This window comes from Acidimicrobiales bacterium (assembly GCA_035316325.1).
Lineage (GTDB): Bacteria > Actinomycetota > Acidimicrobiia > Acidimicrobiales > VFJN01 > DASXTK01.
On sequence record DATHJB010000176.1, the window covers coordinates 1 to 14,663 of the forward strand.

Below are 14,663 nucleotides of genomic sequence, written 5' to 3' on the forward strand. Positions count from 1 at the left end.
CTTCTTCGCCGAGAAGAACTTCACCGGCTCGTACTACGGCTCGGCCGACGTGCGCACCGACTTCCACCGGGTCCTCGGCCTCTGGAAGAACGGCCGCCTCGACCTGGCGGGCATGATCTCCCGCCGGCTCGCCCTCGACGACGTCAACGACGCCGTCGCCGCGCTGAAGGCCGGCGAGGCGATCCGCTCGGTGATCAGCTTCGCCGAGGTCCCCGCCGTCGTGAAGAACTAGCCGCCTGACCGAACCTGCGTGGCAGGTGGTGCCGTGGCGGCCACTTGCCACGCAGTTTCGCGTCCGGACCCGAACACCGGCCGCTGGTCAGCACCGCGGTGCGGGGCAGCCGCTCGGGGACGTCGAGCGACACGGTGACCATCGTGTCGCCACCACTCCAGCTGCGGGTGGGTACGGATCTCCAGCACGTCCGCGTTCGCCATGTTCATACAGTACGACTGCAACTACCTGCCGTCCCAGCCTCAGTGGCGTTTCGCTTCGGGCGTGACCTCTGCTAGAACGTGTTTCAGTTTTCGACGCACGAGGGGGAGCCGCCGAACATGTCGACCAGTGAGGTGCTGTCGGCGCCGCTCGTCCTGGAGTATCCGTTCCGGCGGACCGTCGGGGTGGTGCAGGGCGCCTTCCTGACGGGGCTCAGGGACGGGAAGGTCCTGGGCATCAGGACGACCGACGGGCGGGTGTTGTGCCCGCCGGTCGAGTACGACCCGGCGACCGGCGACGAGCTGACCGAGCTCGTGGAGGTCGGCACCGGCGGGGTCGTGACCACCTGGTCGTGGGAGCCCGAACCCCGGGCCCACCAGCCGCTCGACCGTCCCTTCGCCTGGGCACTGATCCGGCTCGACGGGGCCGACACGACCATGCTCCACGCCGTCGACGCCGGGTCGCCCGAGGCCATGGCCACCGGCATGCGGGTGCGGGTCCGCTGGGCCGACGAACGCAGCGGGTCGATCACCGACATCGCCTGCTTCGAGCCCGAGTCGGCCGACACGGACCCGACGCCGCCGGCCCCGCCGGAGCACCCCACCGACGAGCCCGTGAAGCTGATCGAGACCCCCGCCCGCCTCGAATACCGCTTCACCGCCGGCCAGGCCACCACCCGGTTCCTCCACGGCATCACCGAGAAGCGCATCCTGGGGGAGCGCTGCGGGGTGTGCGGCAAGGTGTACGTGCCGCCCCGAGGCTCGTGCCCGACCGACGGGGTGGCCACCAGCGAGCAGGTCGAGCTGCCCGCCCGGGGCATCGTCACCACGTTCTGCGTGGTCAACCTCCAGTTCTACGGCCAGGCCATGGAGGTGCCCTACGTGTGCGCCACCGTGCTGCTCGACGGCGCCGACATCGGGCTGTTCGGCCTCGTCCAGGAGATCCCGTTCGACCAGGTGCGGATGGGGATGCGGGTCGAGGCGGTGTGGGTCGACGACGAGGAGCTGGGGCCGACGATGACCAACATCAAGTGGTGGAAGCCCACCGGTGAGCCCGACGCACCGTACGAGTCGTTCCGGGAGCACGTCTGATGCCCACCTCCGGTAGCCGCGAGGTCGCCGTCGTCGCCTTCGCCCAGACGCAGCACGTCCGCCGCCTCGACGACAGCAACGAGGTGGAGATGGTGATGCCGGTGCTCCACGAGGTGAAGGCGAGCCTCGGTGTGGAGCAGCGGGACATCGACTTCACCTGCTCCGGCAGCACCGACTACCTGGCCGGCGCGGCGTTCAGCTTCGTGCAGGCCCTCGACGCCGTGGGCGCCTGGCCGCCCATCGCGGAGAGCCACGTGGAGGCCGACGGCGCCTGGGCGCTCTACGAGGCCTGGGTGAAGATCCAGACCGGCCAGGCCGACACCGCCCTGGTGTACGCCTACGGGAAGTCGTCGCCGGGCTCGCTGCGCGACGTCCTGTCCCGCCAGCTCGACCCCTACCACCAGGCCCCGCTGTGGCCCGACAGCATCGCCCTGGCGGCGCTGCAGGCCCGTGCCTGCCTCGACGCCGGGGTCACCACCGTCGACGAGATGGCGGGCATCGCCGCCCGGAGCCGTCGCGCCGCCGCGGCGAACCCGTTCGCCCTCCTCCGGTCGTCCGAGGAGCCCGACGTGCTGCTGAAGGAGCCCGAGCTGGCGAGCCCGCTGCGCAAGCACGACTGCCCGCCCATCACCGACGGCGCCGCGGCGATCGTGCTGGCGGCCGGCGACCGGGCCCGCGAGCTGGTCGAGCGGCCGGCGTGGATCGACGGCATCGACCACCGCACCGACGCCCACAGCATCGGCGTGCGCGACCTCACCGTCTCCGACTCCACCCGCATCGCGGGGGAGAAGGCCGGAGTGGGCAGCAGGCCCGTCGACGTGGCCGAGCTGCACGCCCCGTTCACCCACCAGGAGGTCGTCCTGCGGCGGGCCCTGGGCCTCGGCGACGGGGTCGACGTGAACCCGTCGGGTGGCGCGCTGGCGGCCAACCCGATGATGGCGGCCGGCCTGGTCCGCATCGGCGAGGCGGCCCAGCGGGTGATGCGGGGTGAGGCGCAACGGGCGGTGGCCCATGCCACCAGCGGCCCGTGCCTCCAACAGAACCTGGTGTGCGTGCTCGAAGGGGGGACCTGAGATGGGCAAGGAGAGGGTGGCCGTCGTCGGCGTCGGCCAGACCAAGTACTCCGCCACCCGGGGCGACGTGTCGCTGCCCGGGCTGCTGCGGGAGGCCGCCCGGAACTCACTCGCCGACGCCGAGCTGACGTGGGCGGACATCGACGCCGTGGTGGTCGGCAAGGCGCCCGACTTCTTCGAGGGCGTGATGATGCCCGAGCTGTACCTGGCCGACGCCCTGGGCGCGGTCGGCAAGCCGCTGCTGCGGGTCCACACCGCCGGCTCGGTGGGTGGGTCGACGGCGCTGGTCGCAGCCAGCCTCGTCCAGGCCGGCATCCACCGGCGGGTGCTCACGATCGCCTTCGAGAAGCAGTCGGAGAGCGAGGCCATGTGGGCGCTCACGCTGCCGATCCCGTTCCAGATGCCGCTGGTGGCGGGGGCGGGCGGCTACTTCGCCCCGCACATCCGGGCCTACATGCGGCGCTCCGAGGCGCCGGACTACATCGGCATCCTGGTCGCCCTCAAGGACCGCCAGAACGCCCTGAAGAACCCGCTGGCCCACCTGCACGAGCCCGAGATCACGTTCGACTCGGTGAAGGACTCGCTGATGCTGTGGGACCCGCTGCGCTACTCGGAGACGTGCCCGTCGTCGGACGGCGCCTGCGCCATGATCCTCACCGACGAGGCCGGCGGCGATGCCGCGACGAAGCCGCCGGCGTGGATGCTGGGCGGGGCGATGCGGTCGGAGCCGACGATGTTCGCCGGCCGCGACCAGGTCAACCCGCAGGGCGGGCGCGACTGCGCCGCCGACGTCTACAAGCAGGCGGGCATCGACAACCCCCGCCAGGACGTCGACGTGGCCGAGATCTACGTGCCGTTCAGCTGGTACGAGCCGATGTGGATGGAGAACCTCGGCTTCGCCCCCGAGGGCACCGGCTGGAAGATGGTGGAGGAGGGCGCCACCCAGATGGACGGCGACCTGCCCATCAACCCGTCGGGCGGCGTGCTGTCGTCGAACCCCATCGGGGCGTCGGGCATGATCCGCTTCGCCGAGTCGGCCCTGCAGGTGCGGGGCATGGCCGGCGAGCACCAGATCGACGGCGCCCGGGTGGCGATCGGCCACGCCTACGGTGGCGGCTCCCAGTTCTTCGCCATGTGGGCCGTCGGCTCGCAGAAGCCATGAGTGGCGACCGACCGAAATTGCGTGGGACGTGGCCCCACAGCGACCTCCAGCCACGCAATTTCGAGGAGGAGACGACGTGACGGGACGACTCGAGGGCAAGGTGGCGCTGATCTCCGGGGGTGCCCGGGGTCAGGGTGAGGCCGAGGCGCGGCGGTTCGTGGCCGAGGGCGCCAAGGTCGTGATCGGCGACGTCCTCGAGGCCGAGGGCAAGGCCGTGGCCGGCTCCATCGGCGACGACTGCGCGTTCGTGCCGCTCGACGTGACCGACGAGTCGTCGTGGGCGGCCGCGGTGGCTGCCACCGAAGAGGCGTTCGGGCCGATCACGGTGCTGATCAACAACGCCGGCATCCTGTCCTTCGGCCTCCTCGACCGGGTGAAGCGGGAGGAGTACGAGCGCCTGCTCCAGGTCAACGTGGTCGGGGTGCTGCTGGGCATGCAGGCGGTGGTGCCGTCGATGGTGAAGGCCGGGGGCGGGTCGATCGTGAACATCTCGTCGACCAGCGGCCTCCAGGGCCTGCCGTTCGTGGGCGCCTACGGCAGCACCAAGTGGGCGGTGCGGGGCATGTCGAAGAGCGCCGCCATCGACTTCGGGCACCGGGGCATCCGGGTGAACTCGGTGCACCCGGGCGGCATCGACACGCCGATGGTCGCCGGCACCAGCGGCGAGGCGCCCTACTACAAGCGCCTGCCGGTGTCCCGCATGGGGTCGGCCGACGAGGTCGCCAACGCCGTCCTGTTCCTCGCCTCCGACGAGGCCAGCTACGTCACCGGCGCCGAGCTCGCCGTCGACGGCGGCGCCACCTGCGGCGACCACGGCATCCTCGACCAGTAGCGCTCAGGAGCAGGGCTCCTGGAGGGTGACCCGCTCCTGGGGCACCCTCAGCACCCGGTCGGCGTCGTGGTCGTAGAGGATGACGACCCCGCCGGCGCTGCCCAGCAGGTGGACGCAGGCACCGTCGGTGACGTCGGCCGACACGGGGGAGCCGTCCACCGTCGTGACCTCCACCTTGGGCACGCTCAGGCCGGTGATGCCGGGGAGCACGGGCGTGCGCAGCGCGTCGCCCGCCTGGACCCGGTCGGCGTAGACGTCGGCGGCGACGAACGGCAGGGCGATCAGGCCGGCGGCGGCGACGGCGACGCACACCACCGCCAGCGACCGGAGGAGCGCCCGCATGCTGAGGTCGAGCGACTCGTAGTACTCGGTCGCCCACAGCGCCGCCCCGCGTGACAGCCACCGGGCCAGCAGCCACGCCACGCCGTAGAAGAGGACGAGCGCAGCCGCGGTGACCAGCGCCGACCGGGCCACGCTCACCACCGCTACCACCGCCAGCACCGCGACGCCGAGCTGGCTGGCGTTGCGGACCGAGGCCCGCGGGATCCTGATCCGGGTCGAGCCGCTGAAGTCGGCCAGCTTGTTCAGCACCCAGAAGATCCCCGCGGCGAGCGAGAGGAAGGCGAGGGCCATGAACCCGACGCGGATCAGCAGGTAGCTGAAGCTGAACCCCACGTCCTCCGGCGCCACGCCGAACCGGGCGAGGAACCGGGCGGTGAAGATCCACCCGAACGCGTAGAGGAAGGCGGCCACGATCGACGATGCCTCGATCCACGCCTGCAACGAGCTGCGCCGCTCCCGCCCCTGCGAGATCTGCATCCCCTCCACCCCCACCAGCGTCCCTCCCTCCGCACCCACCGTAGTGAGGCCGGCTGCGGTCAGAGGGGGCGAGGGTGGGGGGCCTGCCAGTCGTAGTGGACGGCGGCGAGGCGGAAGGCGACGACGAACAGGGCGACGGCCACCATCGAGGTGTCGACCCGGGCGGGGCGCCAGTCGGCGAGGACCGCGAGCGCGAGCGAGCCGGCGAAGGCGGGCACCGCGTAGAGCTGGGAGTCGAAGTGCTCGGAGCGCCGGCCGAAGATCACCGGGGTGTCGCGCACCAGGACGTCGCGGATCATGCCGCCGCCGCAGCCGGAGATCGTGCCCAGCAGGGCGGCGCCGAGCGGCTCGACGCCGAGGTCGATCGCCTTGACGGTGCCGGTGGCGCAGAAGACGCCGAGGCCGATCGCGTCGAACAGCAGCAGGGCACCCCGGTGGCGGTGGACGGCGGGGCCGGCCCGGAACACGAGCGCCGCGGTGACGGCGACCGCCGCCAGGTACCAGGTGTCGGTCAGCGCCACCGGCTCGACCCGCAGCAGCAGGTCGCGGATCATGCCGCCGCCCAGCGCCGCCACGAACGCCAGCACCGTCAGCCCGACGACGTCGAAGCCCCGCCGCACCGCCAGCAGCGCCCCGGAAGCGCCGAAGGCGACGATGCCGAGGACGTCGAGGGCGGTCTGCACCTGCGTCGACCCGATCTCGTGCTCCACGCCCGCAGCGTGGCAGCCGCCCCTCCGGCGGTGGTGGACCTCGGGCCCGGGCCGCCGTGGGTCAGCGGCGCTCCTCGCGGGCGCTGGCGGTGGCCTTGGCCGGCGCCTCGTCGACCCTGTCGGGCCAGAAGGGCGGGGGGAAGACCAGTCGCTCGTCGGCTGGGGCCGAGTCCTCGGCGTAGAACTGCCCCGCCCACTTGCGGAACTTCATGAAGGGCCCGTCGGCGACGGCCAGCGCCGGCCGCACGAGGTGGGCCTTGTGCTCCCAGATGGGCTTGTCCTCGCGCACCTGCTTGTCGACCTCGGCGACGAAGGCGCGCCCCACGCTGCGGGTCGTCTTCTCGTCACCCATCGTCTTGAAGCGGAAGTTGAAGCGCACGATGCAGCGGTCGGCTTCGATCGGTGTGGTGCAGGCCAAGTTGAGGGTGTCGACGATGCCGCTGAAGTTCACCAGCGACACGCCGGGGCCCCAGGCGTGTGTGTCGATGCGGCCCTCCATGTCGCCCCGCGGCGTGCGGAACTTCTGCGAGGAGCGCATCACCGATTCCGGGAACGACGACTCGTACGAATCGATCTCCGGCACCGTCGCCGTGTTGTGCACGAAGCGGAAATGGGCCGAGTCGACGGCGTTCTCGGCCATCTCCTGCCAGGCGGCGTCGATCGTGTAGTCGGTGCGGATGACCGTCGACCAATCGGGGTCGTCGTTGCACTCGGGAACCTCGGGGAGCTCCCACAGCGGGGCGACGTCGTCCGGGTGGTACCAGGCCATCACGACGCCGTTGCGCTCGACGGCGGGGTAGGTGCGCAGCTGGGCCTTGCGGTTCACCCGGTCGCTGTAGGGGATGTCGGTGTTGCGGCCCTCGGCGTCGTAGCGCCAGCCGTGGAACGGGCACACGATCTCGCAACCCTCGACGCTGCCGCCGTGGCCCAGGTGGGCGCCGAGGTGGGGGCAGAAGGCGTCGTGGACGTGCACCTCGGCCGTCTCGTCGCGCCAGCCGACCAGGTGGCGCCCGAAGTAGTAGAGGGCCTTCGGCTCGCCGACGGGGAAGTCGTCGGGGTAGCCGACGCAGAACCAACCGAACGGGATCGGGAAGGGGTAGCGCTGGTCCATCGTCGTCGCCTCCCGGCCTCAGCCGTCGAGCTGCAGCACCCGCAGCGCGTTCTCCCGGAGGAACTTCGGCCAGACGTCGTCCTTCAGCGGGACGTGGGGGAGCTCGGAGAAGATCCGCTCCAGCGAGAGGCCCATCGGGAAGTAGCCCGCATACATGATCTTGTCGGCGCCGCGGGTGTTGGCATAGTCGATGATCGAGCGGGGGTAATAGCGCGGCGAGAACGCGCTGGTGGAGTAGTAGAGGTTCGGCCACTTGAGCATGAGCTTCACGGCCAGGTCGTCCCAGGGCTCGGCGCCGTGGCGCATCACGATCTTGAGCTCCGGGAAGAACCAGCAGACCTCGTCGAGCAGCTCGGTGCGCTGGCAGGCCATGGGTACACGGGGCCCGGGCACGCCGGTGGTCATGAAGACGGGGATGTCCAGCTCGATGCATTTGGCGTAGAGCGGGAAGAACTTCTTGTCGTCGATCGCCACCTGGGGCGAGTAGCCGGCGGGAAAGGCCGTGACGGCTTTGATGCCCAGCGTCTCGTACGCCTTGACGAGGTCGCGCACGCCGTCCATGCCGCGATTGGGGTCGATATTCCACGACCCGATGAAGCGGTCGGGGTGGTTCTCGAGCCCGCGGACCGCCGAGCTGCGCTCCCAGGCGACGCCGATCATGGCCCGCTCGATGCTGTGGCGGTCCATCTCCTGCAGCACCACGTCGACGGGGTCGGCATCGTCCGGCAGGTCGTCGGGGACGTCCTTGAACATGTACTCGACCGGGAACTCGAACTCGTCGCGGCTCTCGGCGTCACGCAGGTTGCCGGCCAGGAACTTGTACCAGTCTCGCTTGTTCCCGTCGGGTATCTGGAGCATGAGGTCGACGACCCCGATGTCGGTGGGCATCCCCATGCCCCCACACTAGAACACGTTTCAATTCTGGTCGAGACCGGTCACCGCGTGCGGCGGCTCACGCGCTCCGCGTGACATCCGGCGGATATGTCGTCACCCTGCGCGAAGTCTTGAATGAATTTCCTGTGAGACGCTCCCAAAGACCTGCACGCACGTGAGCGACGTGCTCTTCGCGTCTGCAATAGTTGCGCAATGGCCACCACCTCGCCGTCGCAGACAGAGCACGGGGGAGTCCCCGACTTCACGATCGTCCTGCGGGGTTACGAACGTACCCAAGTCGACAGCTACATCGAGCGCCTCACGGCGCGCCTGGCCCAGCTGGTCGATGCACGTGACCTCGCCGACACTTCCACCCGAGACACCGACGGCAAGGTCGCCGAGCTCGAGAAGAAGCTGACCGAGACGCAGCGTGCTCTCGAAGAAGCCGCCAAGCCGACGCTCTCGGGCCTCGGCACCCGCGTCGAGCAGTTGCTCCGCCTCGCCGAGGAGCAGGCGGCCGACCACCGCGACGACGCCCGCCGTGAGGCCGAGAAGCTGATCGCCGCGGCGCACCTCGAGTCGAAGGAAGTCGTCGAGAAGGCCCGCGCCGTCGCCACCGCGGTGAAGACCGCCGCCGAGCGCGAGGCCAAGGCCACCCGCGACGCTGCCGAGCGCGAAGCCGCCGACGTCCGCGGCACGGCCAGCCGCGAGGCCGAGGCCCTGCGCGCCGACGCCGAGCGCGACACGTCGCAGCTCCGCCAGGCGACCGACCACGAAGTGGGCGAGCTGCGCGCCACGGCCGATCGCGAGATCGCCACGCTGCGCGCCACCGCCGAGCGCGAGATCATCGAGGTCCGCAACGAGGCCGCCCGCGAGGCCGAGGAGAAGCGCGCCGCCGCCTCCAAGCTGCTCACCAAGGCCAAGGAGAAGCGAGAGGCCGAGCTCCAGGCCCTCGAGCTCGAGCTGGCCGAGCGCCGCGAGAAGGCCGAGCGCGAGGAAGGCGAGCGCCACGACGCCGCCGTCGCCCAGACGCAGAAGCTGGTGAGCGACGCCGAGCAGCGCGCCAAGGCCGCCGACGTCCGCTTCAAGGAGACCGAGGCCCGGTCCGAGCAGCGCCGCAAGGACAGCGACGCCGAGGCCAACGAGATCACCGCCAAGGCGAAGTCGTTCGCCGAGCGCACCATCTCCGACGCCCGCAGCGAGGCCGAGCAGCACCTGTTCGAGGCCCGCACCCACGCCGAGGTCACCAAGCAGACCGCCGAGCGCGAGGTGTCCGACCTCACCCGCCAGCGCGACACCGTCACCGCCCAGCTGAACCAGCTGCGCGAGATGCTGTCGGGCCTGGCCGGTGCCGTCCCCGCAGCACCGAAGGTCGAGGCCCCGGCGGCCGGCGGCGACGACGAGAAGACCGACACGAACGGCGCCACCAACCGGGTCACCAGCACGAGCTGAGCGCCCGCGAGATAGCGTCCGCGGCATGCGGAACCTGAAGCTGGGGTTGGTCGTCGGCTATTGGCCTTCGAGCGGACCGCCGCCGGACGCGGCCGAGCAGATCGCCGCGGCGGAGTCGCTGGGGTTCGAGTCGGTGTGGACGGCCGAGGCCTACGGGTCCGACTGCTTCACGCCGCTCGCCTGGTGGGGCGCGGCCACGGAGCGCATCAAGCTGGGCACGTCGATCACGCAGATCTCGGCCCGCACGCCGGCGTCCACGGCGATGACCGCCATCACGCTCGACCACCTGTCGGGCGGGCGGCTCATCCTGGGCCTGGGCGTGTCGGGGCCGCAGGTGGTCGAGGGCTGGTACGGCCAGACCTACGCCAAGCCCCTGGCCCGCACGCGGGAGTACGTCGAGATCGTGCGCCGCATCGTCGCCCGCGACGAGCCGGTGAGCTACGAGGGCGAGTTCTACTCGATGCCCCTGCCGGAGGGGGAGGGGACCGGGCTGGGCAAGCCGCTCAAGTCGATCGTGCGGCCACTGCGCACCGACATCCCCATCTACCTGGGCGCCGAGGGGCCGAAGAACGTGGCCATGGCCGCGGAGATCGCCGACGGCTGGCTGCCGATGTTCTTCTCGCCCAAGGCCGACGGCTTCTACCGGGAGGCGCTGGCGGAGGGCTTCGCCCGACCGGGGGCGCGCCGCAAGCCCGACGAGTTCGAGGTCGCCTGCGTGGTGCCGATCATCCCCGGCGACGACGTCGAGGCCTGCGCCGACCTCATGCGACCGATGCTGGCGCTGTACGTCGGCGGCATGGGAGCGAAGGACCGCAACTTCCACAAGGACGTCTTCGCCCGCCTCGGCTACGAGGCCGAGTGCGAGGCGATCCAGGACGCCTACCTCGACGGGCGCAAGGCCGACGCCGCGGCGCTGGTCCCGACGGCGATGGTCGAGGACGTGTACCTCGTGGGCCCGCCGGAGAAGCTCCGCGACGACCTAGAGGCCTGGCGGGAGACCTGCATCACCACGCTGCTGGTGTCGGGACCGGCCCCGATGCTGGCGCAGATCGCCGACCTCGTCGGCTGACGTCGCTCCGGCTCTTGGCACCCGGGATGCGGGGTTCGGCGGGCTGCACCCGCTAGCCTGCCTCCAGTCACCTGTCGGCGCTCCCCGCCGACCTGTCGTCGGCGCCTACGTCCGACGGGGCCTGCTCGATTCACCTTGTTCGATTCGGCCTGCATTCCAACGTGTCGAAACGACCAGGAGAATCAGTGGTTACCACCTTCGCCGATCTCGGCGTCCCCCCTCAGCTGCGCGCGGTCCTTGCCAAGCGCGGCATTTCCGAGCCCTTCCCTATACAGGCTGCCACCATCCCCGACGCGCTCGCTGGGCGCGACATCTGCGGAAGGGCGCCGACGGGGTCGGGCAAGACGCTGGCCTTCGGGCTGGCGATCGCCACGCTCGACCCCATCGCCACCCCCCGGCGCCCCCGGGCGCTGGTGCTGGTACCGACCCGTGAGCTCGCCTCCCAGGTGGCCGGCGAGATCGCCCAGCTGCTGCCGGCGTCCGGCAAGGGCAAGCAGCGCCACGACAACGTGGTCGCCGTGTACGGCGGCGCCTCCTACGGGCCGCAGCGCCGGGCGCTGTCCCAGGGCGCGGCCGTGGTCGTCGCCTGCCCGGGCCGCCTCGAGGACCTGCTGGAGCAGCGTGACGTCGACCTGCGCGACGTCGACATCGTCGTGCTCGACGAGGCCGACCGCATGGCCGACATGGGCTTCATGCCCTCGGTGCGGCGCATCCTCGACCAGACCAACGAGAAGCGGCAGACCCTGCTGTTCTCGGCCACCCTCGACGGCGAGATCGACAAGATCGTGCGCCGCTACCAGCGCGACCCGGCCCGCCACGAGGTGGGCCAGGACGAGAACGACCTCAGCGAGGTCGAGCACGTGTTCTGGCGGGCCGAGCCGGCCGAGCGGACGGGCCTCGCGGCCGCGCTGGTGAACCGGCACGGCCGGGCCATCGTGTTCAGCCGCACCCGTCACGGCGCCGACCGGATCGCCCGGCAGCTCACCCAGACCGGCGTCGACGCGGTGGCCATCCACGGCAACCGCTCGCAGGCGCAGCGGGAGCGGGCGCTGTCGGCGTTCTCGAACGGTCGGGCCGCGGCGCTGGTGGCCACCGACGTGGCCGCCCGCGGCATCCACGTCGACGACGTGGGCTGCGTGGTCCACTACGACCTGCCGCCCGACCCGAAGGACTACGTCCACCGCTCGGGCCGCACCGGCCGGGCCGGCGCGTCCGGCATGGTCGTCGCCTTCGTGCCCAAGGCGCAGTTCAAGGCCGCCCGGACCCTCCAGCGGGCCGTCGGCCTTCCCGAGCAGATCGACACCCCTGACGTCGACCCCAGCGAGATCCCGGCCCGCCGGGCGCCCAGCCGGGAGCACCCGCGGGACCTCGCCGACGAGCTTGCGGGCGACCGCCCCCGTCGCCCTCGCCCCCGCAGTGGGGGAGCGCATTCCAACGGCAACGGGAACGGAAGCGGCGGCGCCGCCAAGGGTGGCACGTGGCGCAAGCGGGCCAACGTCGCCAAGTCGAAGGCCCGCACCGGCGGGAGTGGTGGGGGAGGCCAGCGCCGCCGCTGACCTCCCGTCGCCGCCGAAACTTCGACACAGCTGGCGCCATAGCGACCACCTGTGTCGAAGTTTCGTGTCGAGCGGCGAGGATCAGCAGCTCGACACGCTCTCCCAGGTGCCACCGGAGCCCTGCAGCGAGGTGGTGGCGGAGCTGACGCCCAGCCAGTCGCTGCTGCCGGCGGCCAGGGCGAAGATGAAGAAGAAGCTCGTGGCCCGACCGGCCGCGATGTGGGCCGTGTTGGTGGTGGTGAAGCACTGCGTCCCGGGACCGGGGCCCGGGCCACCGCCACCGAGGGCCAGGAGCCGGGCGTTGGCCTCGTAGGCGCTCCACGCCGGGTCGCCGCGCAGGCCGGGGTTGGCGCCGACGAACAGGCCGCTCCCGTTGGCGTCGCCCATCAGCTGCCAGCGCATCCATGCGGTGAGCGGGCCCCGGAAGCCGCCGGCGTCGCCGACCGGGACGAAGTGGCTGGCGCCGGCCAGCTCGGCGTAGCCCGCCGGGATCGTCACACCGGTGTAGCGGCTGCGGACGGAGCTCGGGGCGACCACGGTGTCGCTCTGGCCGGAGAAGAACAGGGCCGTGTCGCTGTCCTGGAGCCCGACCTGGTTGCCCGACCAGGGCTCGAGGGGTGCCGTCGTCTTCACCCCCTGGTTCTTGGCGGCGTTGATGGCGCCGCCACCGCCCTGCGAGTGGCCGGTGCTGCCGACGTTGGCGGTGTCGACCCGCTGGTAGAAGCGGTTGCCGCTCTGCCCGTTCCACTGCGTGAGCTGGGTCAGGCCCTGCACCATCTCGTTGCCGCTGCCGGCGTTGGTCGTGTTGGCGGCGGCGACGATGAAGCCGTGCGACGCCAGGTGGCGGAGCAGGGCGTCGTAGACCGCCGGCGTGGTGCCGGTGCCGTTGCCCCAGAGGATCACCGGGTGGCTGGTGCAGCCGTTGGTGCCGAGGTTCGTCGGGCTGTAGTAGGTGTTGGCCGACTCGTTCTGGACCGTCACGGCGAACGGCCCGGTGGCGGCGAAGTTGGTGCCGACCGCCGCGCAGCCGCTCGCCTGGGCGTCGGCCGCGTCGGGTGCGACTGCCAGCAGCGTGGCCGTCGACAAGGTCAGCGTGAGGAGGAGACGCAGCGGTCTCCTCAGACGTGTGGTCATCGTGGAATTCCCCCCTTGTTGACCGTACGCCTTGATTCCACACCTTTATTGACGAAGAATCAAACGCATGTGCCAAGAGCTGGCACAACCGCAGGTGGGGCTACTCGAACGCCTCCGGGGGAGGGCAGGCGCACATGAGGTTGCGGTCGCCGTAGCCGCCGTCGATCCGGCCGACCGGGGGCCAGTACTTGTCGCGCCGCAGCGACCGCAGCGGATAGGCGCCCAGCTCGCGGTCGTAGGGCCGGGCCCAGTCGGCCACCAGCAGGTCCTCGGCGGTGTGGGGCGCGTGGCGCAGCGGGCTGTCGTCGGCCGGCCACTCGCCCGACGCCACCCGCTCGATCTCGCCCCGGATGGCGATCATCGCCTCGCAGAAGCGGTCGATCTCGGCCAGCGACTCCGACTCGGTGGGCTCGATCATCAGCGTGCCCGCCACCGGGAAGCTCATCGTCGGGGCGTGGAAGCCGTAGTCGACCAGGCGCTTGGCCACGTCGTCGACGGTCACGCCGGTCGCCTTGGTGAGGGGCCGGAGGTCGACGATGCACTCGTGGGCCACCCGGCCGTGGGCGCCCGTGTAGAGGACGGGGTAGTGGTCGGCGAGCCGGGCGGCGATGTAGTTGGCGCCGGCGATCGCCACCTCGGTGGCCCGGCGCAGGCCGTCGGGGCCCATGAGCTTGGTGTAGGTCCAGCTGATCGGCAGGATGCCGGCCGACCCCCACGGCGCCGCCGAGATCGGGCCGGGACCGGTGTCAGGGCCCGCGTCCGGCGTGAGCGGGTGGTTGGGCAGGAAGGGCGCCAGGTGCTCGCGCACGGCCACCGGGCCCACGCCGGGACCGCCGCCCCCGTGGGGGATGCAGAAGGTCTTGTGCAGGTTCAGGTGGCTGACGTCGCCGCCGAACCAGCCCGGCCGGGCCACACCGACCAGGGCGTTGAGGTTGGCGCCGTCGATGTACACCTGGCCGCCGTGGTCGTGGACGACGTCGCACAGCTCGGTGATCTGGGCCTCGAACACGCCGTGGGTCGACGGGTAGGTGACCATCACCGCCGCCAGCTGGGCGCCGTGCTCGATGGCCTTGGCCCGGAGGTCGTCGAGGTCGACGTTGCCGTCGTCGTCGCAGGCCACCACGACCACGCGCATGCCGGCCATCACCGCCGAGGCGGCGTTGGTGCCGTGGGCCGACGACGGGATGAGGCACACGTCTCGCTCGGGCTCGCCCCGGCTCTGGTGGTACCTGGCGATCGCCAGGAGGCCGGCCAGCTCGCCCTGCGACCCGGCGTTGGGCTGCAGCGACACCCGGTCGTAGCCGGTGATCTCGGCGAGGGTGGACTCCAGGTCGTGGATCAGCTCCAG

The 14,663-nt window shown here is 71.4% G+C and carries 14 protein-coding genes; 8 read left to right on the plus strand and 6 right to left on the minus strand.

Annotation, left to right across the window (positions count from 1 at the left end; translation table 11 throughout):
* From VK611_23865 to VK611_23885, 5 genes are all read left to right on the plus strand, one after another.
* The coding region (locus VK611_23865; GenBank protein ID HMG44391.1) for a hypothetical protein at positions 1-232 on the plus strand (232 nt) is incomplete at its 5' end.
* 320 nt (positions 233-552) lie between these two features.
* Positions 553-1,524, plus strand: a complete 972-nt coding sequence (locus VK611_23870; GenBank protein ID HMG44392.1) for an OB-fold domain-containing protein — start codon at positions 553-555, stop codon at positions 1,522-1,524.
* The gene (locus VK611_23875; GenBank protein ID HMG44393.1) at positions 1,524-2,597 is read left to right on the plus strand and encodes a thiolase domain-containing protein; all 1,074 of its coding nucleotides are present in this window, start codon (positions 1,524-1,526) and stop codon (positions 2,595-2,597) included. Before VK611_23870 ends, VK611_23875 begins: the two co-directional genes overlap by 1 nt.
* 1 nt (position 2,598) lies before the next feature.
* Positions 2,599-3,759: a thiolase domain-containing protein gene (locus tag VK611_23880; GenBank protein HMG44394.1), complete on the plus strand. Its 1,161-nt coding sequence runs from the start codon at positions 2,599-2,601 to the stop codon at positions 3,757-3,759.
* A 76-nt stretch (positions 3,760-3,835) separates the two neighbouring features.
* Positions 3,836-4,591: a glucose 1-dehydrogenase gene (locus VK611_23885; GenBank protein ID HMG44395.1), complete on the plus strand. Its 756-nt coding sequence runs from the start codon at positions 3,836-3,838 to the stop codon at positions 4,589-4,591.
* A 3-nt stretch (positions 4,592-4,594) separates the two neighbouring features.
* Here VK611_23885 and VK611_23890 read toward each other — a convergent pair whose 3' ends face one another.
* From VK611_23890 to VK611_23905, 4 genes are all read right to left on the minus strand, one after another.
* On the minus strand, positions 4,595-5,449 hold the full coding sequence (locus tag VK611_23890) for a hypothetical protein (GenBank protein ID HMG44396.1): 855 nt from the start codon (positions 5,447-5,449) through the stop codon (positions 4,595-4,597).
* Positions 5,450-5,469: 20 nt separating this feature from the next.
* A complete protein-coding gene (locus VK611_23895) occupies positions 5,470-6,120 on the minus strand; it encodes a trimeric intracellular cation channel family protein (protein ID HMG44397.1) in 651 nt (216 codons plus the stop codon).
* 61 nt (positions 6,121-6,181) lie between these two features.
* Positions 6,182-7,231, minus strand: coding sequence for a Rieske 2Fe-2S domain-containing protein (locus VK611_23900; protein ID HMG44398.1), 1,050 nt, complete (start codon positions 7,229-7,231; stop codon positions 6,182-6,184).
* Between the two features lie 18 nt (positions 7,232-7,249).
* Positions 7,250-8,125, minus strand: coding sequence for an amidohydrolase family protein (locus tag VK611_23905; protein ID HMG44399.1), 876 nt, complete (start codon positions 8,123-8,125; stop codon positions 7,250-7,252).
* Between the two features lie 192 nt (positions 8,126-8,317).
* On the opposite strand from VK611_23905, the gene VK611_23910 reads away from it, so the two are divergent.
* The 3 genes from VK611_23910 (at position 8,318) to VK611_23920 (ending at position 12,181) form a co-directional block, all read left to right on the plus strand.
* A complete protein-coding gene (locus VK611_23910) occupies positions 8,318-9,556 on the plus strand; it encodes a hypothetical protein (protein HMG44400.1) in 1,239 nt (412 codons plus the stop codon).
* Positions 9,557-9,581: 25 nt separating this feature from the next.
* The gene (locus VK611_23915; protein HMG44401.1) at positions 9,582-10,625 is read left to right on the plus strand and encodes an LLM class F420-dependent oxidoreductase; all 1,044 of its coding nucleotides are present in this window, start codon (positions 9,582-9,584) and stop codon (positions 10,623-10,625) included.
* A gap of 185 nt (positions 10,626-10,810) precedes the next feature.
* Positions 10,811-12,181: a DEAD/DEAH box helicase gene (locus VK611_23920; protein ID HMG44402.1), complete on the plus strand. Its 1,371-nt coding sequence runs from the start codon at positions 10,811-10,813 to the stop codon at positions 12,179-12,181.
* 81 nt (positions 12,182-12,262) lie between these two features.
* On the opposite strand, the gene VK611_23925 is transcribed toward VK611_23920, so the two are convergent.
* Together VK611_23925 and VK611_23930 are read right to left on the minus strand one after the other, a co-directional pair.
* On the minus strand, positions 12,263-13,315 hold the full coding sequence (locus tag VK611_23925) for a hypothetical protein (protein HMG44403.1): 1,053 nt from the start codon (positions 13,313-13,315) through the stop codon (positions 12,263-12,265).
* A 100-nt stretch (positions 13,316-13,415) separates the two neighbouring features.
* The coding region (locus VK611_23930; protein ID HMG44404.1) for a beta-eliminating lyase-related protein at positions 13,416-14,663 on the minus strand (1,248 nt) is incomplete at its 5' end.

Bases quoted from the DNA above. Each gene is read 5' to 3' on its own strand.
- VK611_23900 (HMG44398.1), bottom strand. From the start codon at position 7,231: ATGGACCAGCGCTACCCCTTCCCGATCCCGTTCGGTTGGTTCTGCGTC.
- VK611_23925 (HMG44403.1), bottom strand. From the start codon at position 13,315: ATGACCACACGTCTGAGGAGACCGCTGCGTCTCCTCCTCACGCTGACC.
- VK611_23870 (HMG44392.1), top strand. From the start codon at position 553: ATGTCGACCAGTGAGGTGCTGTCGGCGCCGCTCGTCCTGGAGTATCCG.
- VK611_23910 (HMG44400.1), top strand. From the start codon at position 8,318: ATGGCCACCACCTCGCCGTCGCAGACAGAGCACGGGGGAGTCCCCGAC.
- VK611_23875 (HMG44393.1), top strand. From the start codon at position 1,524: ATGCCCACCTCCGGTAGCCGCGAGGTCGCCGTCGTCGCCTTCGCCCAG.
- VK611_23905 (HMG44399.1), bottom strand. From the start codon at position 8,125: ATGGGGATGCCCACCGACATCGGGGTCGTCGACCTCATGCTCCAGATA.
- VK611_23880 (HMG44394.1), top strand. From the start codon at position 2,599: ATGGGCAAGGAGAGGGTGGCCGTCGTCGGCGTCGGCCAGACCAAGTAC.
- VK611_23915 (HMG44401.1), top strand. From the start codon at position 9,582: ATGCGGAACCTGAAGCTGGGGTTGGTCGTCGGCTATTGGCCTTCGAGC.